The sequence below is a fragment of the Halovenus aranensis genome, assembly GCF_900100385.1.
Taxonomy (GTDB): Archaea; Halobacteriota; Halobacteria; order Halobacteriales; family Haloarculaceae; genus Halovenus; species Halovenus aranensis.
On the sequence record NZ_FNFC01000007.1, the window covers coordinates 16,873 to 35,349 of the forward strand.

The window sequence follows — 18,477 nt, forward strand, 5'->3', positions numbered from 1 at the left end:
GGTTCAGATGTCGTCGAACGTGATGTCGCCGTCACGGAGCCCGGAGAGCGTCGCTGGAAGCTCCGCGATGGGAACCCGTACCTGGTCGGTGCTGTCGCGCTCGCGGACGGTCACCGTCTCCGCTTCGAGCGTGTCGTAGTCGACGGTGACACAGAACGGCGTTCCGACCTCGTCCTGGCGGCGGTAGCGCCGGCCGATTGCGCCGGAGTCGTCGTAAGTGACTTCGAGGCCGGCGGCCCGGAGCTCACTCGCCAGCTTGCGCGCTCGCTCGCCGAGGCCGTCTTTGTCCATCAGCGGGAAGACGCCGACAGTCGTCGGCGCAACTTCCGGCGGCAGCGCAAGCCGCGTCCGCTGGTCGCCGTCGATTTCGTCCTCGCGGTAGCTGTGGGCGAGTGCGGTGTAGATGAGCCGGCCGACGCCAAACGAGGGCTCGATGATGTGTGGCGTGACGTGTTCGCCGGATTCGGTCACCTCCTCGACTGCGAAGCCGGTCTTCTCCGTGGGAATCTCGTAGGTCTCGCCGTCGAGCTCGACTGTCACGGCCTCGGCGTCGAAGGCGTCGGGGTCGCGCTCTGCGAGCGCTTCGAGTTCGGCGACGATGTCGGCGGCCGCGTTGCCGAACTCCGGGCCGAGATAGCTCATCTCGGGGTCGACCGTCGGCCGCTCGACGGTGACAGGCTCGTCGTACTGCTGGAAGACAGAGAAGTCCTCGCCGGTGTACTCGGCGTGTTTGTCGAGGTCGTAGGTGCCACGGGTGGCAAAGCCGGTCAGCTCGACCCAGTCGCCGCCGAGTTCGCTCTCGGCGTCCCAACACTCCGAGGCGTAGTGAGAGAGTTCTCCCGCGAGGTGCTGGCGGTAGCGAAAGCGGTCCATGTCGACGCCGATGCGCTCGTACCACTCCTTCGAGATGCCGAGATAGTAGGCCAGCCAGGGGCTGTCGACGACGCCCTCGTCGACGGCCTCCCGGACGGTCATCTCCTTGACGCTGCCCTCGCCCTGCTGCTGGGCGACGGAGTAAAGGGGAATCTCCACGTCCTCGACGCGTTCCAGTGGCGGCTCGTCGTCGGGGTCGACGAAGTGTTCGAGTTCGGCCTGGGAGAACTCCCGGACCCGGATGATGGATTTCCGGGGGCTAATCTCGTTGCGGTAGGCTTTGCCAATCTGGGCGACGCCGAAGGGGAGCTGGTTGCGGGCGTACTCGGCCCACTGGGGGAAATCGACGAAGATACCCTGTGCCGTCTCCGGGCGCAGGTAACCCGGCGAGGAACTACCGGGGCCGATGTTCGTCTCGAACATGAGGTTGAAGTCCTCGACTGGTTCCTCGGCCAGCGGCGTGCCACAGGCCGGACAATCGATGTCGTGGTCGGCGATGAGTTCGCCCACCTCCTCGTTTGGCAGTGCCTCGGCGTCTTCGACCGTCGACTCGGGATGGTCCTCGACGAGATGGTCGGCGCGGTGGCTCTCGCCACACTCGACACACTCGACGAGCATGTCGGTGAACGTCTCGACGTGGCCCGAAGCCTCGAAGACCGGTTCCGGGAGCACGGTCGGGGCGTCGATTTCCATGTGGCCCTCGCGGGTCACGTAGCGGTCGCGCCAGGCGGCCTCGATGTTGTCTTTCAGCGCCGCACCCTGGGGACCGTAGGTATAAAAGCCGGCGACGCCGCCGTATGCCGCCGCGGTCTGGTTGAAAAAGCCGCGGCGCTTGGCGAGTTCGGAAAGGCGGTCGCCCTCGCTCATCGTATCGCCTCCAGTAAGTCCACGTCCTGGACGATACCCGAGAGCTGGCCGCCGCTGACGATGGGAATTTGTTCGATATCGTGTTCGATCATGAGCTGGGCGGCCTCCGTGACCGGGCGCTTCGAGCTCACCGAGACGACATCGGCGGTCATGAAGGCCTCGACTGCTCCGTTCGGAATCTCGACGTTCCGGGTCGGCATGTAGGTGTTGCCGACCGCCTTGATGCCTTCCCAGGCCCACTCGTCGTCCTCGTTTGCGATAGACTCACCGATATCTTCCTCGCCCTCGACGACGCGGGCAACGTCGAGAATGTCGACCTCGGTCAACATCCCGGTCATGTTGCCGTCCTCGCCCAAGACGACCGCGTAGGGGACGCCCGCGTGAGCCAGTTGCCGCTCGGCGACGGGAAGCGGCGTGTCGCTGTAGACGCAGTTGACCTCCTCGCCCTCGACGGAGCCGACCTCGACATCCTCAGAGACCGCACCGCGGGCGATTGCCCGCACGATGTCGGTAACGGTCACGATACCGTCGAGTTCGTCGGCGTCGAGAACCGGGATTCGGCGTTCACCTTCCCGAAGCATCAGGTCGGCCACCTCACTGACCGGCGTCCCGGTCGTCGTCGAGGCGACCTCCTCGGCGAGCAGTGCGAGCTGGTCCTCGTCGGGGCGCTTGATAAGCGAACTCCGCGAGACGATACCGCGAAACTGTTCCCCGTCGTCGGTCTCTTTGACCGCGGGAACCGAAGAGAACTGACGCTCCTGAAGGTAATCGAGTGCATCGTCACGCGTCCCCGGCACCTCGACGGTGACGACCTCCTCACGACTTGTCATAACATCTTCGACGTTCATACTGCCCGATAATCCGCGGCCCATCCACTAAGTCCTTACACATTGGTACGACCTGACGGGAATCGACAGAGAACACGGTGACGACTCACGGCGCAATCGTGACCGGGACCGACGAACACCGGACGACGGTCTCGGCGGTACTCCCGAGCAGGAGCCGCGAGACGCCCTGCCGGCCGTGGGTCGACATCACGATGTGGTCGACGTTCTCGGCCTCGGCGGTGTCGAGTATCTTTCGCGTTGGCTTGCCGAGTTCGACGACCTGTGTCGTCTCGATATCGTCGGCGGCGGCACGCTCCTCGATGCCCTCGAAGACCTGTTCGGCGCGGTCCTGTTGCTGGTCGTACCAACCCTCCGGAAAACTCGACATTGCGCCGTCGACCGGAACGCTCGCGTCCGAGGGGTTGATGACGTGTAACAACACGAAGGTGGCCTCCGGAAAGAGCTGTGCCGCGTGCTCGTAGGCGCGCCTGCCGTGGTCGTTTCCGTCCAGTGGTAACAGGACACGCTCTGTCATGTTCACTATTCACATGCACTGCGGTTTGAACCTTCCGGCCGGAACGGTTCGCAAACGCTTAACGCCTCCTGACCGAATCAACCTACAATGGACGACCTGCTCGTTCGCGCGGCGCGTGGAGAGCGGACCGAGCGGCCCCCTGTCTGGATGATGCGACAGGCAGGCCGCCACATCCCCGAGTACCGCGAGATACGCGAAGAGTACAGCTTTCTCGACGCAATCAAAACGCCCGCGGTCGCAGAGGAAATTACCCTCCTCCCCTGGGAGTATTACCGTCCCGACGGGCTCGTGATGTTCTCCGATATTCTGACCGTGCTGGAGCCACTGGGATTTTCATATCACATCGAGAGCGGCGTCGGCCCTGTCGTCGAGAACCCTGTCGAGGGTCCCGCGGACGCCGACCGGTCGATGGGTGACGTGCGCGAGGAACTCGATTACGTGGGTGCATTGCTCCGTCGACTCACCGAGAGCGTCGGCGACGAGACGACGATTATCGGTTTCGCCGGCGGCCCGTTCACGCTGGCATCGTACGCTGTGGCGGGCGAGCCGAGCCGAACGCACCGACCCCTGCGGGCGCTTCGAGCGCGCAATCCCGACGCGTTCCGGGCGCTGCTCGACTCGTTTGCCGAGGTCGTCCGCGAGTACCTTCGGTTTCAAATCGACAACGGTGCCGATGTACTCCAGTTGTTCGATACCTACGCCGGCGAACTGACGACCGCCGATTACCGGGAGTTTCTCCTGCCGCTCCACCAGCGAATCCTCGACGGGCTCGACGTGCCGACGATTATCTTCGTCCGCCGCATGAACGGCCGACTCGACCTGCTGGAGGCGAGCGGTGCCGACGCGGTGAGCCTCGACTGGACTGTCGATATGGCGACCGCCCGCGAGCAGTTGGGCGAGGTGCCCGTCCAGGGGAATCTCGACCCCACGGCGCTGTACGGCGATACCGACGCCGTTCGCGAGCAGACCCGTGAGATAATCGAGGCTGCTGGCCCCGAAGGACACATCCTGAATCTCGGCCACGGCGTCCACAGAGACACGCCGGTCGACTCCGTCGAGGCCTTCGTCGAGACGGCAAAAGAATGGCAGTGGGACGGCTAGCGCGTTCAGGACGGTCGCTGTTTGTCTGCGGTCCGCGAAATCTGGAGGTCGTCGAGTGCCCGCTTGAGATTCGTCGCGTCGTCGCTCAGTGACTCGACGGTCCCAGTTAATTCGGTCACCGCGGCGGTCTGTTGCTGTGCGGAGGCCGACACCGACTGCGCCCGGTCGGCAGTCGACTCACTCACCTCCGAGAGTTCGTCCATCGTCGAGACGACCTGTTCGGTCGTCTTCGCCTGGCGGTCGGTCGCGTCGTCGATATCCTGAACGCCGGTGTTGACCTCCTCTATCACGTCGACAATCTCTTCGAGTGACTGGATGGTCTCCTCGATGGTGTCGCCCCCTCTGTCGACGCGTTGCTCCATGCTCTCCATGCGCTCGACCGACGTGTCGGCCTGAGCGCGCATCTCCTCGATGAGGGACTCGACCTCTGTCGTTGCCTCGGAGGTCTCGGTAGCCAGACTCTTGATTTCGTCGGCGACGACGGCGAAGCCTTCGCCGGCCTCGCCCGCCCGTGCAGCCTCGATGGAAGCATTCAACGCCAGCATATTCGTCTGCTCGGCGATGTCGTCGATGAGGTCGACGATCTCGCGAATCTGCTCGATTTGCTCGTCCAGCGCTGCCATCTCCTCGGCGGCTGCCGTGGCCTCGGCTTCGATGTCCCGAACCTCTTCGATAGCGTCTGCCGACGCCTCCTGACTCTCCCGACCGGTCGCCGCGGCGTCGGCCGTCCGCTCTGCCACCGACGTTGCCGAGGAAGCAATCTCCTCGATTGTCGCCGAGAGGTCGTTCATCTCGTCGAGCGCATTCTGGAGGTCGCTCTGCTGGCGGTCGGCATCGTCGGCAATCCCCTGTACGGACGCGCTCACGTCCTCGCTGACCTGCTGAATCTCCTGCCCACTGTCGGCGGCGGTCTCGGTCGCCGCCGAGACTGTCTCGGCGAACTGTTCGACCTCGCCGACGGTGCGTTCCAGCGAATCGAGCATATCGTTGACCGCGCCAGCGACTTCGGCCATCGCCGCCGAATCGACGTCTTCGTCGAGGCGACGGGTGAGGTCGCCCGCGGCCACCTCGCTCATCGTCTCGCTGTAGGCCCGCGCCTGTGACCGGAGTGCGTCGGCGGTCGTTTCGGCCTGCTCGCGTGCCTGCTGGGCCTCGTCGCGGGCCGCCTCGGCCTGCTCGCGGGCCTGCTGTGCCTCCTCGGTCGCCGCCTCGGCCTTCGCGATGCGCTCGCTGAGGTCCGCCCCCATCTCCTCGATACCGCGGTAGACGGCGTCGATTTCGTCGGGTCGCTGTGCGTCGATGCGAATCTGGTAAGTACCGTCTTTTATCTGCGCGTTCGCCTCCTGGAGGCGCTTTATAATCAGGTACATCTCGCCGTAAATGAACCCCCCGACGCCCAGCGTGAGAACGAGAATCAGCACGCTCAACACGAGCGACTGCTCGACAAACGCCGCGTACAACAGCGGAATCCCAGTTGCGATGCCAGCGTGGACCCACAGCTGACGGTTCAGCGTGCGCTGCCAGAACCGCGGCGTGAGCCCCTTGACAACTGTCGCAGTCCGCCCCGTGAGTGACCAAAACAGCGCAGACGCCGCGCCAGATGGTGAAATTACTTCCTCAGTGTCGACCGATTGCGTCTCTCGTCCCATCCGTATCCTACAGCACTCCCGAGAGAACAAAAGCCTGACCGAGCGGTTATCAGCGGCGATACCGGGTTTTCTCACTCGCTGTCACGATGCGGTGGACAATAGTGGGAACAAAATTGTTCCGTCGGGTGTCACGCACAGAGGTGACCACAAGAGACAGGTAGACACCGCCCGACGCTCCGGTATGGACGACGACACACCACCGTTTTTCTACGTGATGAACTACGCCAGCGAGGCCGAGGGGGACGTCATCGACATGGTCAGTGGCAACCCCGACTGGGAGCCACCTGAGGCACTTCGGGAGGGACTACACGAGTACGCCGACGCCGACACCGATGCGTTCCAGTACCCGCCGAGTGTCGGTCTGCGCGAACTCCGCGAGGAGATTGCGACGCGTCGCGGCGTCGACATCTCTCAGGTCGTCATCACGAACGGCGCAGGTGAGGCCAATCACCTCGCCATGGCCGAGGGTCTCGACGCGATGGACGGCAACGAAATCATCCTCGCCGACCCGGTGTATCCCTACTACGACGGCCGAACCAATCTCCTCGACGCCGAAAAGACACTCGTGCCCGTCGACGACGACGGCCACCTCGACCCGGCGGCGGTCCGCGAACACGCGAGCGCGGAGACGGCTGTTATCGTCGTCAACTCCCCGAACAACCCGACCGGCGTCACCTACGGCGGCGACACCGTCGAGGAACTGGTCGACGTCGCCGAGGAGTACGACGCCCTGCTGGTCAGCGACGAAGTGTACGACCACTTCGACTACTCCGGCCGGTTCACGTCGGCGCTGTCGATTGACTCGCCGAATCGAGTCGTCACCAACTCCTTCTCGAAGTCGATGGCGATTACCGGCTGGCGGGTCGGCTACGCTATCTTTCCCCGCGAGGACCGTCCCGACCCCTATGGCGGACTCGTCGACTCGGCCCGGACTCGACATATGCTGACGAACGTGGCCATCTCCCGGCCCGCCCAGACCGCCGTGTTGCAGGCGCTCCGCGAGACTGGCCCCGAGTACTACGAGCAGGTCCGCGAGCGGATGGTCGAGCGTATCGACCGCTTCACGGCGGCACTTGAGGCCGCCGGTGCCGACTACACCGAACCCGAGGGGAGTTTCTACGTCATGGCCCGGTTCCCGGGGACGCCCGGGACGATGGAGAACATCGAAATGCTCATCGACGAGGCTGGCGTCGCCGGGATGCCCGGCGAGGCCTTCGGAGAGTCACGCTCGGACTGGATGCGCTTTGCACTCGTCTCGCCTCGCGTCGAGGAGGCCGCCGAGCGACTCGACGAGTTCTTCTAGCGTTTTCGGCCACGCTGTCGGCTCAAACGATTGTTTGAGTCTGAGAGTCGGTTATGTGAATAGGTCACATTCTCCCGGGTATGACAAGCGAATCGAACAGACAGAGGGTCGTGGTACTCGCAGTGGCGCTCGTCGGTGCGGTGGCCGCCGGCGGCATCATCGGCCTGCTAGACGCACCGGGGACGACAGACACGGGCGACGACTTTGACCACCACCGGCTCGCGCTCGCGGGCGGAATCCAAGGAGCAACCGACGACCCGGGTCTCGAGACGTTTGCCTCAGCAGACGCGTTCGAGGCGTACTTCGCAACAGCACAGGAACAGCGGCGCTTTCGGTTCCGAGAACAGCTCGTAACGACCGATGTCACGGTAGAAGCGGGTGACAGTGCTGACGGGGGCGCCGCTGGTGGAAACGGCGGCGCAGGCGGTGAAAACGGCGCCAGCGGTGATGGACCCGACCGCCACTCTGAGACGAACGTTCAAGAGGGTGCCCTCGACGAACCAGACGTGCTGAAAACAGACGGCAAGTCGGTCTACTACGCAGGCCACCGCTTCCAGCGGACCGCCGACGAAACGACCGTCCTCAACATCTCAGACCCGGCCGACCCGGCGCGCGCGGCGACCATTCCCGCGTCCGGAACGCTCCTGCTCGTCGAGGACCGTGACACCCTCGTCGTCTTCGAGGAAGGGCGCATCTGGGGGTACGATATCACCGACCCTGACGACCCGACACAGCGCTGGACCGAGCGAGTGGACGCGAGTCTCCAGACTGCCCGCCTCTACGACGGGTCGCTGTATCTGGTCCTCGTCGACAGACCATCGGACAGCCCCTGTCCAATCGAGCCATACGGCGACGAGTCGGTCGCGTGTACGGAAGTGTACCGACCGGACGCACAGGCCGATGCCGACGCCGTCTACACCGCCGCCCGCGTCGACCCCGCGACGGGCGACCTCGAAGCAGATACCAGTGTCGTCGGCTCGACCCGTCACTCCGCGACGTACGTCTCCGAGGATGCGCTCTATCTCAGCTACACGCGTTCGACCAGCAGATTCGAGCTGGCTGCAGGGTATATCACCGGTCCCGGCAGCGAGCGCCTCGATGACGATGTCGTCGCCGATGTCGAGGAGCTCCAGTCGCTGGATATTTCACAGCGCGCGAAACAGACCGAACTCGACGTTATCATCGAAGACTGGCTCGACTCTCTAAAAGACGAAAAGCGCCGGAGCGCACAGCGCGACCTCCGGGACGGGCTGGCCGCCTACGCCGAGGAGAACAAGCGCAATCTGACGACGACCGGCATCGTCAGCGTCGGCCTCGACGAGATGAACGTGACCGCGACGGGCGAGGTGCCGGGCGTTCCCCTGAATCAGTGGTCGATGGACGAACACGAGGGCCACCTCCGGATTGCGACGACGGTGCCCCGCACGCACCGCGTCGAGTCAGTAAACGACGTGTACGTCCTCGACAGGAACCTCTCGATGACCGGCTCGGTAACGGGGCTGGGCGAGACCGAGCGCATCTACTCGGTTCGCTTCGAGGGCGAGAAAGGATACGTAGTCACGTTCCGCCAGATAGACCCCTTCTATACGCTCGACCTCTCGGACCCAGCGAATCCGATTATGGAAGGCGAGCTGAAGATTCCGGGCGTCTCGCACTATCTTCATCCACTCGACGACGAGGGTGACCTCGTGTTGGGCGTCGGTGAGGAAGACGGCGCGGTGAAGCTGTCGACGTTCGACGTGAGCAACCGGAGCGCGCCCGTCGAGCGGGACGTTCGCATCATCGACGACGAACGTTTCTCGGAGGCAAACGAGAACCATCGCGCGTTCCTGCAGGACCGACGCCACGGCGTCTTCTTCCTGCCGGCCGGCGAGGGGAGCTACGTCTTCTCCTACGAGAACGGGACGCTGGAGGAGGAGCTACGGGTCGACATTGGTGGCCCTGGTGTCCGCGCCATGTACGTCGATAACTACCTCTATATCTTCGGCCCCGAGGAGACAGTCGTCGTCGACGAGACGAACTGGACGGTCGTGAAACGCCTCGACTCGCGGTGAGGATTACTCCTGGACGAGTCCGCGGTACTGCGGCGGACCGGTGACCTCCTCCGCGCCGAGTTCGGCCGCCGCACGCAGGCCAAAGTAGGGGTCCTGAAGGTGTTCTCTGCCGACGATGACGAGGTCTGCCCGGTCGTTGGCGACGACGGCTTCTGCCTGCTCGGGCGTCGTAATCTTGCCGACCGCACCGACGGCCACCTCTGTCTCGGTCTCGTCTTTGAGCCGCTCGGCAAGGGGGAGCTGGTAGTTCGGTCCCTGGTAGTCGGGGTACGAATCCGGATTGATGCCGCCGCTGCTCACGTCGACGAGGTCGACGCCGAGTTCGGCCAGGCGGTCGGTCAGCCGGACCGACTGTTCGACGGTCCAAGACGGCTCGGGCAGCCAGTCGGTCGCAGAGATACGCACGAACACCGGAACGCTCTCGGGCACGCGTTCACGGACCGCTGCGGTCACTTCCCGGGTGAGGCGAGTGCGACCCTCGAAGTCGCCGCCGTAGTCGTCCTCGCGGGTGTTGGTGACCGGCGAGAGGAACTGATGGAGGAGATAGCCGTGGGCGGCGTGGATTTCGACAATCTCGAAGCCGGCTTCGACCGCGCGCTCGGCGGCGCGGCCGAAGGCGTCGATGACCTCGTCGAGACCGTCGCTATCAAGTCGTTCGAGTGCCGGCTCCGGGCGGTCGTACGGAAAGCTATCGGCTGTCGGGCCGACGACGGTCCAGCCGCCGTCTTCGTCGGCGGGGATAGTGTCGTGGCCGTCCCGGGGGCGAACCGTCGACCCCTTCCAGCCGGCGTGGGCGAGCTGAATCGCCGGAATCGAGCCCTGGGAGCTTATAAATCGTGTCACCCGCCGGAGGGAGTCGACGTGGTCGTCGTCCCAGATACCCAAATCCTCGGGCGAGATACGACCGCGGGCCTCGACGGCCGTGGCTTCGGTCATCACGATGCCCGCACCACCGACCGCCCGTGAGCCGAGGTGGACCTGATGCCAGTCCGTCGCGTGGCCGTCGCGGTCGTCACACGAGTACTGACACATCGGCGAGACCATCAGACGGTTCGGAACCGTCGTTTCACCGAGAGAGAACTCTGTAAATAGGTGACTCATATCTGTCTGTGCGGGCTGGAAGAAAAAAGCGGGAGCGAAAGGGGAAATATGGGCAACCCGGGCAGCCTGTCCGAAGAGCCGACAGGTCGTCCCGTGGCGTGTACGTTTATGTAGACAGCAGTGATAGCCCGCGGTATGGACGCCGAAGCATTTTTCGAGGGGATGCCGTTCGCACAGCTACTTGGAATCGAGGTCACCGAGGTCGCCGACGGCCACGCCGAGGGCCACCTCGACGTAGACGAGGAGCTTTCCTGGAACGAGGACACGGTCATGGCTCACGGCGGCGTGACGTTCACGCTCGCGGATACCGTCGGCGGGGCGGCACTGGTCTCGCTGGTCGACCAGCCCGTTCCGACCATCGACATGCGTATCGACTACCTCAGCGCCGCCACGGGCGACATCTACGCCGAGGCCGACGTGGTCCGATGCGGTGACGACGTCGGGACCGTCGACGTGGAGGTGTTCGCCGCCGAGGACGACACCCTGCTCGCCGACGCCCGAGGCGTCTACAAGACCGGCTAGCTGTCGACACCGCGCAAGCGTTCCCAGACGGCATCAGAGACTGCCGTGAGGTGAGCCGTTCCCCAGATTGCCACGATGACGCCGCCGAGTGCATCGAAGACCAAATCGAGGAGCGTGTCGTCGAGACCGTGCTGTGTAAAGCCCGTCGTCTCGGAGCCGAGCGCGCCGGCGACCTCGGCGATACTGAACTCGAGAATCTCCCAGATGACGCCGAAGGCGACCACGAAGACGAGGATGAACACGAACATGAATCGGGGCGGAAGGTGGATACCGTCAGAGTGCTCGTCGACGGCCCGGACCGCCGCGTAGCCGGCACCTGCGACGACCGATGCCGAGAGCGCGTGAGTGACGTTGTCGTAGATTGGAATCGCGCCGTACAGCGACTCACCGGTTCCGGGGACACCCACGACGCCGATAGTGTGCAGGAACGCGGCGGCAGTAATCCACAGCGTCAGGCCCGCGTCCATCGGAATCTCGTGGTCGCGTTCGAGTATCGCCGGCAGGAAGGTAACAGAGAGGCCAACGCCGACGGTAACGAGAAGAGCCGGCTCCCGTCGCTCCAGGGCGATAAACAGCAGTCCGAACAGCGTCAGCTGCATGCCGCGGCTGAGCTGGCGCTGCTGGCGTTTCGAGAGTCCGAGGCGGTCCCGAATCCTCATTGTTGGGGCCCCACAATCCGGTCGTCCATAGCGGGCCGGCGGAAGTACAGCTGGAAGATGAACCCACCGACCAGTCCCGCGAGTGCCGAGTAGATGAACTCGATCATCAGGTCGTCGTGGATGGTCTGGTCGCTCACCCCTGGTTCGAGCAACAGCGTCGTGTCAAACAGCAGGTCCACCCGCCATCGGACGACCGCGCCGACCCCCGCCGCCGCGAGCGTGACGACGACGACGAAGGCGATGGCGAACCCGATGGTCATCTGGACCTCGGTGAACAGGTCGAGTTCGACCGCGACGACCAGTGCCAGCGCAGCCACGGAGATGTACACCAGGAACTCGCCGGGAATCAGCGCGGGCGTGACCGCCTGCCCGAAGGTGGGGAGTCCGGCCAGCGCGACGACTTCCCAGGGGAGCATCGTCTCCGGGTCACGGTAGGCAATCGGTGGAATGAGGCAACACGAAACGATACCGAAAACGAACAGCGCCCACGGAACGTCTCCGTCGAGCAAACTCTCGACGACGACAGCCCCGAGAAAAGCGACGAACAGCCAGGCGACAGCCGCGTTAGCTCGCCTGTTTGCCAGCAAATCCTGTGGTGACAGCTCTGCCATGGTCGCCAAGTCGAGAGCGAGCCTCAAGACTGTTCGGGGGCCTGTACAGACAAGTCGACACATATTTTACAAAAGGTTGTCAACACGGCAACGAGTCGGTTCGATGAGTGACCAGCGTTCGCGCCGTCCGTGTTACAATCCCCTCTCGCGGCCCGCCGCGCGAGTGGCCGGATAGCTGCAGCACTCGGGTCGCTCCACTACGTTCCCCGTAGTTGCATCTTCTCCAGCGAACGCACACGTACATGTTACACGCAGTTCCGGCCACGACAGTCGTATCGAACCACAGCCGACGACCAGACCGAACGAACACACGCGATACACCTCCGGGTGAGCCACAGGACCTGGACACTGTCGGCCGAGGTGGGGTGCGATGAGCGCCACCGCGGCCCAGGCAGACGGACAGCCGCCGCTCTGGCGAAACAGCGATTTCCTGCGGTTTTTCGCCGGGCGGTTCGTCACGAACGCGGGCGACAGCCTCTACAGCATCGCCACGATGTGGCTCGTCCACGACCTGAGCGGGTCGACCGTGCTGACGGGTGTGGCGAGCGCGTTGCTGCTCTTGCCATACGTGTTACAGATTATCGCGGGGCCGGTTGTCGACCGACTACCGCTCAAGCCCGTGCTTGTGACAGCGCAGGTCAGTCAGGCGGTCATCATCCTCACGCTCCCGCTCGCCGCGTACGTAGGACAGCTCAGTGTCACGCTCATCTTCCTGACAGTACCGGTGCTATCGCTGCTTGCTACGCTGTTGGCTCCGGCACAATCGAGTCTGTTGCCCCGTATCGTCGCCGACTCCCAGCTCTCGAAGGGGAACTCGGCACTGAAGACAATCACCATCGGACTGGATATGATATTCGACGCTCTGGGTGGTCTCCTCATCGCTGCCGTCGGCACGACAGCGCTGTTCGTCCTCGACTCGGCCACGTTCGCAGTCGCGGCGGTTCTCTTCGCTGGGATGGGCATTCCGTCGGTCGACCCCGACCGCGACAACGCTGCTGGGTCGGCGCTTGGTACGTACCTCGCCGACCTGCGCGAGGGGACAGCCATCCTCCGCGGGACGGTGTTCGTCCCGATGATTGCCATCGCGGCGGTCGCCAACTTCGCGATGGGCGTGACACTCGCAATCCTGCCGGCGGTCGGTGACCAACTCGGCGGACCGGTAATCTACGGGCTGTTGCTCGGTGCGCTCGGCATCGGACGCCTGTTCGGCTCGGTCGTTGCGCCGACCCTGGAGCGACTGCCCTATGGCAAGGTGCTGGCGGTCACGTACCTGGGTGGGGCCGTCCTCTGGGCGGGCGCGGTCGTCGTCCCCTCGACACCGGCGACCGTCTGTCTGTTCGGCCTCGCTCACGCGACCGCCGGCATCGACAGCGTGTTGACCGCGACGTTGAACCAGAAGGTGTTCCCCGCGGACGTGCTCGGTCGAGTCTCCGCTATCAAGGGGACGGCGTCGATGGTGACACTGCCAGTCGGCTCGCTCGCGGGCGGTTTCATCGCTGCAACGCTCGGACCGCTGGCGACGTTCGGGCTGGCCGCAGCCGGCTTTGGCTTCATGGGGCTGTGTTTCGCCACGCGGGCATCGCTACGCGGTCTCCCGCCGCTGACCGATGTGGACCCGGCGGCGTTTGCCATCCGTCCCGACCAGCCCGAGTAAGCCCCTACTCGGCTTGACTCTCTGGCACGTCGATAGGCAGGTCGTTGGTCTCGGCCAGGTCGTGTAACGCCTGGCTGTCGAGCAGGTCGATGAGAGACTCCTCGCCGTTGCGATAGGCCGCCCACTCCGCATCGGTCAACCGTGCTTTCACGTCGGCTGTGTCGGCGCGCGATTCGAGCATTTCGTCGAGGTCGCGGGGGTCGTAGCCTGGGATGACCATATCGACTGGTAGATGTTCCAGACCCTTGAGTGTTAATGTCACCCACACAGTGGCAGGAACGGTGGCGACCACAGCGCTTATTGAAATACCATCGTTGTCTCAGGTATGCCAGAGACAGACCCACTCACGTGGGCGCGCGACCACACGCCAGTGCTCGAATCGCTCCGCGAGGAGTTCGGCGAGAGTCAGCCGCTGTCGGGGTATACCGTCGCCTTCGCCTCGCATCTGGAGGCAAAGACCGGCGTCGCAATCGAGACGCTCCACGCCGCGGGCGCGGAGGTACTGTTCGCCCCGAGCGAGCCCCAGAGCACCCACGGCGACGTCGTCGACGCGCTCGAGGCACACGACGGCATCACCGCCTTCGCCTGGGAAGGGATGACCGACGCGGAGTTCGACGAGGCCCAACACGACCTACTCGAACACGAGCCGGATTTCATCCTCGACGACGGCTGTGAGCTCATCGCCAAGGTCCACGCCGACCACCCGGAGGTGGCCGCGAACGTCATCGGCGGGGGCGAACAGACGACCGCCGGCATCACGCGTCTCGAAGCGATGGACGAAGAAGGCGTACTGGCGTTCCCCGTCTACGGCGTCAACGACACGCCGATGAAACACTTCTTCGACAACGTCCACGGCACGGGTGAGTCCGCGCTGACGAACGTCGCCATCACGACGAACTCGCTGGTCTCGGGTCGGGACGTGGTCGTCTGTGGCTACGGCTACTGTGGCCGTGGCATCGCCCGCAAGGCCCGGGGCATGGGTGCACAGACTATCGTGACCGAGGCCGACCCCCGGAAGGCCCTCGAAGCCCACATGGACGGCCACCGGGTGATGGATATGGACGAGGCCGCCGAGGCGGGCGAGCTATTCATCACGGCGACGGGCAACCGTGACGTCATCCGGGAGCGCCACTTCGAGCGGATGCCCGACGGCGCCGTTATCTGTAACGCGGGGCATTTCGACGTGGAAATCGAGGTCGGGGCGCTCGAAGCGCTGGCCGAGAAGACAACGACGCCAAAAGAGGGTATCACCCGCTATCACCTGCCGGACGGCCGCGAGCTGAATCTGCTGGCTGAGGGGCGACTCGTCAACCTCACCGGCCCTTACAGCCAGGGCCATCCGGCCGAGGTGATGGACACCACCTTCGCGATGATGTTCACCGCGGCGTACGACATGCTCGCCGACGGGACCGACCTCGACCCCGGCCTCTATACGGTCCCCGACCGGCTCGACCGCGCGGTCGCCAGCCGGAAACTCGACACGCTCGGCCTCTCGACGGAGGGACTGACCGACCGCCAGCAGGCCTACTACGAGGAGTGGGAACACCCCGACAGCAGCTTCTGAGTCAGACCTCGGCGAGCATGTACTGCTGTGTGGTCTCGAAGCCGAGTTTCTCGTAGAAGGCGATCGCCCGGTCGTTGTCGACGTGGGGGTCGAGACTGAACTGCGTACAGCCGGCCTCGCGGGCCCACTCTCGGAGTCGGTCGAAAAGCGTCTCGCTCAGCCCGGTACCGCGATAGGATTCCTCGACGTAGATGTCACAGATGAACAGCCGGTCGGGGCGGTCGAAGACGGTCGGTGCCTCGTCGATTTCGGCCGCGATGAAGCCGGCCAACTCTCCCTCAACGAGGTCTACGCTCCCGTCGACGGCAATCCACAGGCGGTAGCCCTCGGTGTCGACGCGGTCGAGGCGAAACGGGACCTCCGCCGAGACGAGGTCGACGCCCTCGGCCAGCCCAAACCCGTCGACTGTCGCTTCGAGTTCGCGGTTGTACGGCAGCCAGAGCTCCTCGACGAACCGACGAACGGGGGGCTCTTCGGCGGGGAGTTCGACGATGTTCATACCGGTCTGCACTTCCAGCCGACAGATAACTATGTCGTTTCAGTGGCATGACTGCAGGGACAACCACGCGACAGCGTGCCGGTCAGTCGGGGCCGACGACAGCCTACCGACCGCCAGCTTTTGGACCGTCGCGCCCCCGGTATCGGTATGGAGATTCTCGTCACGGGCGGAGTCGGCGAATCTGGGACGTGGATTCTCGACCGCCTCGCCGAGACACACGAGGTGACCTGTCTCGACAGACGCTTCCCCGAGAGCGGCCGCGACGGCGTCGACTACCGGCGCGTCGACCTGACCGACGCGGGCGCGGTGTTCGATACCGTCACCGCGGTCGACCCCGACGCAGTCGTCCACTGGGCGGCCATCCCCGTCGCCGGCACCCACCCGGGCGTCGAGGTGTACCGGAACAACACGCTGGCGGCCTACAACGTCTTGACCGCCGCCGGCCGGGTCGACGCGGCGGTGGTGCAGGCCTCCTCCGACGGCGCGTACGGCTTCTTTTTCGCCGAGGAGACGCCACTTCCAGACGCGGTCCCCATCACCGAGTCCCACCCGCGCAGACCCGAAGACCCCTACGGCCTCTCGAAGGTCGTCACCGAGGAGATCGCCGCGACCGTCGCCCGCCGGGACGGCATCCGCGTGGCGTCGATTCGCCCCTCGTGGATTCAGCTCCCCGGCGAGTACCCCTGTCGCGACTCCGAGTACGTCGAGTACCTCGGGGCCGGAGCGGGCAACTACTGGTCGTACGTCGACGTTCGGGACGTGGTCGACCTCGTCGAGGCCGCCCTGGCGGGCGTTCGTGAGGGCGCATTCGACGGCCACGAGGCCTTTAACTGCGTGGCTCCGGACAACGCACTGGGTCGCCCGCTCCGGGAGCTGTTCGAGGAACACTACGGCGACGTACCCGACGACTACGCAGTCGAGGGCGACGCCTCGGCGTACTCGACGGCCAAGGCGGGCCGGGTGCTGGGCTGGGAGCCGACCCGGTCGTGGCAGAGTGCACGCGAGTGAGTCCTCAACGCATGGCTTTTTACTGTGGCTCACGAGGAGTCATCCGTGTCAGACGACGCGACAAACGAGGGGTGGGTCCGGCTCCTCGACGAGATGGACGCGATGGCGGCGGAGTTCGACGACGACGGCTGGGAGACGCTGTCGATACCGGCCGGCGACGCCGCCCCGGTCGGTCCCGAGGAGGGTCGCACCGACCGCCACGGCTACAGCTACGTCGTCCCCGGCGACGCCGCCGACAGGTTCGCTACGTTGTTCGACTCCGAGGGGTTCCCCCGCACGGAGGTCTATCGGGCGACAACCGCGAGTCACCTCTTTTTGTTGACGGTCGTGCTCGACCCGGCGACCGAGACCGCGATACTGGTCGCCGGCGCACTCGACCGGAGCGACCTCGAGACCTGTCGCGGCCACGCACGGGCAGACGGACAGATGTACACACACCTGTTCAAGGTCGACGGTACCCACCTCGGGTCGTTCGAGCACGCCGACTACGAGCCGTTCTTTCCAGACGAGTGAGAGGCTGCTGGCAGGTCCGAAGCCACTAAGTACACGGCCGCGGACCGTAGAGACAGACTACGTGTACGAGTACAGACTCGCTCCGGGCCAGCGGCCGGAACAGGGGGGGCTGTCGGAATGAGTCGGCTGCGGTATTTTCTCCGTCGGCTTGTGCTGTCGATTCCGGTACTGTACTTCGGCGCGACGCTCACCTTCGTGATTTTCCGGTTCGGGCCAATCGACCCCGCGGCGGCAATCGTCGGCGAAACGGCAACGGAGGCCTCACAGGCCGAGTATCTCCGAGTGCGCGAACAGCTGGGTCTCGAACAGCCCGTGTTCGAACACTACCGGAAGTTCATGGTTGATTTCTTCACCTTCGACCTCGGCCAGTCGTGGGTGCTGGCACCGGGAACAGATGTCGTCGACCTGCTGGTCATCTACGGACCACGGACCATGTGGATTGTGCTCTGGGCGGTTCTGATTCCGATTTTCGTCGGTATTCCACTCGGCGTGTACGCCGGTCTGCACTCGAATACGTTCACGGACTACCTGATTTCGATGTTCGGCATCATCTGGCGGGCGATGCCGAACTTCTGGCTCGCGATTATCCTGCTCGCCGTGCTCTCACAGTCCGACGCGCTGCTTGGCTTTGACTGGAACTCGTTTTTGGCCGATACGTCGGTCACCGGGACGCCCGACCTGTCGAATCTGACCTCTGTCGACGGGTTCATCGCCGCGACGAAGAAGGTGCTACCGGCCGCGGTCGTGCTCGGGTCGGCGTCGATGGGGAGTGAACTCCGCATCGCCCGAACCGCCGTGCTCGAAACGATAAATTCGAGCTACGTCGAGACCGCCAAAGCAAACGGCGTCTCCCGGCGCTCGCTCGTGTGGAAACACATCCTGCGGAACGCACTGGTGCCGCTGGTGCCGACGATTACCAACGAGGCGTTTTTGCTCATCGGTGGCTCCGTCATCGTCGAGGTTGTCTTCGGTATCAACGGCCTCGGCTGGCTGTTCTTCCAGTCGGCACAGAACGGCGACCTGCCGCTGGTGACCGCGCTTGTGTTCGTCTTTATCGTGGTCGTCGTCCTGATGAACATCATTCAGGACCTGCTGTATCTGCTGATTGACCCGCGAGTCGGGTACGGAGGGCGATAA

At 64.5% G+C, this 18,477-nt stretch carries 18 protein-coding genes; 9 read left to right on the top strand and 9 right to left on the bottom strand.

From position 1 onward, the window contains the following. Positions 1–3 precede the first annotated feature (3 nt). From glyS to BLR34_RS08205, 3 genes are all read right to left on the bottom strand, one after another. Positions 4–1,740 (bottom strand): glycine--tRNA ligase, encoded by a 1,737-nt coding sequence (gene glyS / locus BLR34_RS08195; RefSeq protein ID WP_092701863.1) that lies wholly within the window; start codon positions 1,738–1,740, stop codon positions 4–6. Continuing rightward, entirely contained in the window at positions 1,737–2,588 is an 852-nt protein-coding gene (locus tag BLR34_RS08200) for a CBS domain-containing protein (RefSeq protein WP_092701865.1), read from the bottom strand. Before BLR34_RS08200 ends, glyS begins: the two co-directional genes overlap by 4 nt. Before the next feature lie 85 nt (positions 2,589–2,673). Next, positions 2,674–3,102, bottom strand: a complete 429-nt coding sequence (locus BLR34_RS08205; protein ID WP_092701867.1) for a universal stress protein — start codon at positions 3,100–3,102, stop codon at positions 2,674–2,676. A gap of 87 nt (positions 3,103–3,189) precedes the next feature. Here BLR34_RS08205 and hemE point away from each other — a divergent pair, with 87 nt between their 5' ends. After that, a complete protein-coding gene (hemE, locus tag BLR34_RS08210; RefSeq protein ID WP_092701868.1) occupies positions 3,190–4,203 on the top strand; it encodes a uroporphyrinogen decarboxylase in 1,014 nt (337 codons plus the stop codon). A 5-nt stretch (positions 4,204–4,208) separates the two neighbouring features. Here the strand turns inward: hemE and BLR34_RS08215 are convergent, their stop codons facing one another. Next, positions 4,209–5,852 (bottom strand): methyl-accepting chemotaxis protein, encoded by a 1,644-nt coding sequence (locus tag BLR34_RS08215; RefSeq protein ID WP_092701870.1) that lies wholly within the window; start codon positions 5,850–5,852, stop codon positions 4,209–4,211. 181 nt (positions 5,853–6,033) lie between these two features. Here BLR34_RS08215 and BLR34_RS08220 point away from each other — a divergent pair, with 181 nt between their 5' ends. Together BLR34_RS08220 and BLR34_RS08225 are read left to right on the top strand one after the other, a co-directional pair. Further along, complete coding sequence (locus tag BLR34_RS08220; protein ID WP_092701872.1) at positions 6,034–7,155, top strand: pyridoxal phosphate-dependent aminotransferase; 1,122 nt, start codon at positions 6,034–6,036, stop codon at positions 7,153–7,155. Between the two features lie 80 nt (positions 7,156–7,235). Continuing rightward, positions 7,236–9,209 carry a beta-propeller domain-containing protein gene (locus BLR34_RS08225; protein WP_092701874.1) on the top strand — a complete coding sequence of 658 codons (1,974 nt, stop codon included), beginning with the start codon at positions 7,236–7,238 and terminating at the stop codon, positions 9,207–9,209. A gap of 3 nt (positions 9,210–9,212) precedes the next feature. On the opposite strand, the gene BLR34_RS08230 is transcribed toward BLR34_RS08225, so the two are convergent. Further along, complete coding sequence (locus BLR34_RS08230; protein WP_092701876.1) at positions 9,213–10,310, bottom strand: NADH:flavin oxidoreductase/NADH oxidase; 1,098 nt, start codon at positions 10,308–10,310, stop codon at positions 9,213–9,215. Positions 10,311–10,445: 135 nt separating this feature from the next. Between BLR34_RS08230 and BLR34_RS08235 the strand changes: the two genes are divergently transcribed. Then, a complete protein-coding gene (locus BLR34_RS08235) occupies positions 10,446–10,832 on the top strand; it encodes a PaaI family thioesterase (RefSeq protein ID WP_092701878.1) in 387 nt (128 codons plus the stop codon). Here BLR34_RS08235 and BLR34_RS08240 read toward each other — a convergent pair. Further along, on the bottom strand, positions 10,829–11,491 hold the full coding sequence (locus BLR34_RS08240; RefSeq protein WP_092701880.1) for a DUF2238 domain-containing protein: 663 nt from the start codon (positions 11,489–11,491) through the stop codon (positions 10,829–10,831). The two genes, BLR34_RS08235 and BLR34_RS08240, sit on opposite strands and share 4 nt — an antisense overlap. Next, positions 11,488–12,102, bottom strand: coding sequence for a hypothetical protein (locus tag BLR34_RS08245; RefSeq protein WP_092701882.1), 615 nt, complete (start codon positions 12,100–12,102; stop codon positions 11,488–11,490). Before BLR34_RS08245 ends, BLR34_RS08240 begins: the two co-directional genes overlap by 4 nt. Before the next feature lie 370 nt (positions 12,103–12,472). On the opposite strand from BLR34_RS08245, the gene BLR34_RS08250 reads away from it, so the two are divergent. After that, entirely contained in the window at positions 12,473–13,756 is a 1,284-nt protein-coding gene (locus BLR34_RS08250) for an MFS transporter (protein ID WP_092701884.1), read from the top strand. Positions 13,757–13,760: 4 nt separating this feature from the next. On the opposite strand, the gene BLR34_RS08255 is transcribed toward BLR34_RS08250, so the two are convergent. Continuing rightward, on the bottom strand, positions 13,761–13,976 hold the full coding sequence (locus tag BLR34_RS08255) for a DUF8027 family protein (RefSeq protein ID WP_092701886.1): 216 nt from the start codon (positions 13,974–13,976) through the stop codon (positions 13,761–13,763). 105 nt (positions 13,977–14,081) lie between these two features. On the opposite strand from BLR34_RS08255, the gene BLR34_RS08260 reads away from it, so the two are divergent. After that, a complete protein-coding gene (locus BLR34_RS08260; RefSeq protein WP_092701888.1) occupies positions 14,082–15,320 on the top strand; it encodes an adenosylhomocysteinase in 1,239 nt (412 codons plus the stop codon). 1 nt (position 15,321) lies between these two features. Here the strand turns inward: BLR34_RS08260 and BLR34_RS08265 are convergent, their stop codons facing one another. After that, a complete protein-coding gene (locus BLR34_RS08265; RefSeq protein WP_092701890.1) occupies positions 15,322–15,819 on the bottom strand; it encodes a GNAT family N-acetyltransferase in 498 nt (165 codons plus the stop codon). Positions 15,820–15,966: 147 nt separating this feature from the next. Between BLR34_RS08265 and BLR34_RS08270 the strand changes: the two genes are divergently transcribed. The 3 genes from BLR34_RS08270 to BLR34_RS08280 all read left to right on the top strand — a co-directional run bounded on the left by BLR34_RS08270 (position 15,967) and on the right by BLR34_RS08280 (position 18,477). Further along, positions 15,967–16,827, top strand: a complete 861-nt coding sequence (locus BLR34_RS08270; RefSeq protein WP_092701892.1) for an NAD-dependent epimerase/dehydratase family protein — start codon at positions 15,967–15,969, stop codon at positions 16,825–16,827. Between the two features lie 45 nt (positions 16,828–16,872). Beyond that, the gene (locus tag BLR34_RS08275; RefSeq protein ID WP_092701894.1) at positions 16,873–17,340 is read left to right on the top strand and encodes a DUF7529 family protein; all 468 of its coding nucleotides are present in this window, start codon (positions 16,873–16,875) and stop codon (positions 17,338–17,340) included. A gap of 117 nt (positions 17,341–17,457) precedes the next feature. Beyond that, positions 17,458–18,477, top strand: a complete 1,020-nt coding sequence (locus tag BLR34_RS08280) for an ABC transporter permease (protein ID WP_092701896.1) — start codon at positions 17,458–17,460, stop codon at positions 18,475–18,477.

Coding starts and splice junctions, on each gene's coding strand:
- BLR34_RS08245 (WP_092701882.1), bottom strand. CDS start 12,102: ATGGCAGAGCTGTCACCACAGGATTTGCTGGCAAACAGGCGAGCTAAC.
- BLR34_RS08235 (WP_092701878.1), top strand. CDS start 10,446: ATGGACGCCGAAGCATTTTTCGAGGGGATGCCGTTCGCACAGCTACTT.
- BLR34_RS08260 (WP_092701888.1), top strand. CDS start 14,082: ATGCCAGAGACAGACCCACTCACGTGGGCGCGCGACCACACGCCAGTG.
- BLR34_RS08215 (WP_092701870.1), bottom strand. CDS start 5,852: ATGGGACGAGAGACGCAATCGGTCGACACTGAGGAAGTAATTTCACCA.
- glyS (WP_092701863.1), bottom strand. CDS start 1,740: ATGAGCGAGGGCGACCGCCTTTCCGAACTCGCCAAGCGCCGCGGCTTT.
- BLR34_RS08255 (WP_092701886.1), bottom strand. CDS start 13,976: ATGGTCATCCCAGGCTACGACCCCCGCGACCTCGACGAAATGCTCGAA.
- BLR34_RS08250 (WP_092701884.1), top strand. CDS start 12,473: ATGAGCGCCACCGCGGCCCAGGCAGACGGACAGCCGCCGCTCTGGCGA.
- hemE (WP_092701868.1), top strand. CDS start 3,190: ATGGACGACCTGCTCGTTCGCGCGGCGCGTGGAGAGCGGACCGAGCGG.
- BLR34_RS08200 (WP_092701865.1), bottom strand. CDS start 2,588: ATGAACGTCGAAGATGTTATGACAAGTCGTGAGGAGGTCGTCACCGTC.
- BLR34_RS08220 (WP_092701872.1), top strand. CDS start 6,034: ATGGACGACGACACACCACCGTTTTTCTACGTGATGAACTACGCCAGC.
- BLR34_RS08270 (WP_092701892.1), top strand. CDS start 15,967: ATGGAGATTCTCGTCACGGGCGGAGTCGGCGAATCTGGGACGTGGATT.
- BLR34_RS08205 (WP_092701867.1), bottom strand. CDS start 3,102: ATGACAGAGCGTGTCCTGTTACCACTGGACGGAAACGACCACGGCAGG.
- BLR34_RS08280 (WP_092701896.1), top strand. CDS start 17,458: ATGAGTCGGCTGCGGTATTTTCTCCGTCGGCTTGTGCTGTCGATTCCG.
- BLR34_RS08225 (WP_092701874.1), top strand. CDS start 7,236: ATGACAAGCGAATCGAACAGACAGAGGGTCGTGGTACTCGCAGTGGCG.
- BLR34_RS08265 (WP_092701890.1), bottom strand. CDS start 15,819: ATGAACATCGTCGAACTCCCCGCCGAAGAGCCCCCCGTTCGTCGGTTC.
- BLR34_RS08230 (WP_092701876.1), bottom strand. CDS start 10,310: ATGAGTCACCTATTTACAGAGTTCTCTCTCGGTGAAACGACGGTTCCG.
- BLR34_RS08240 (WP_092701880.1), bottom strand. CDS start 11,491: ATGAGGATTCGGGACCGCCTCGGACTCTCGAAACGCCAGCAGCGCCAG.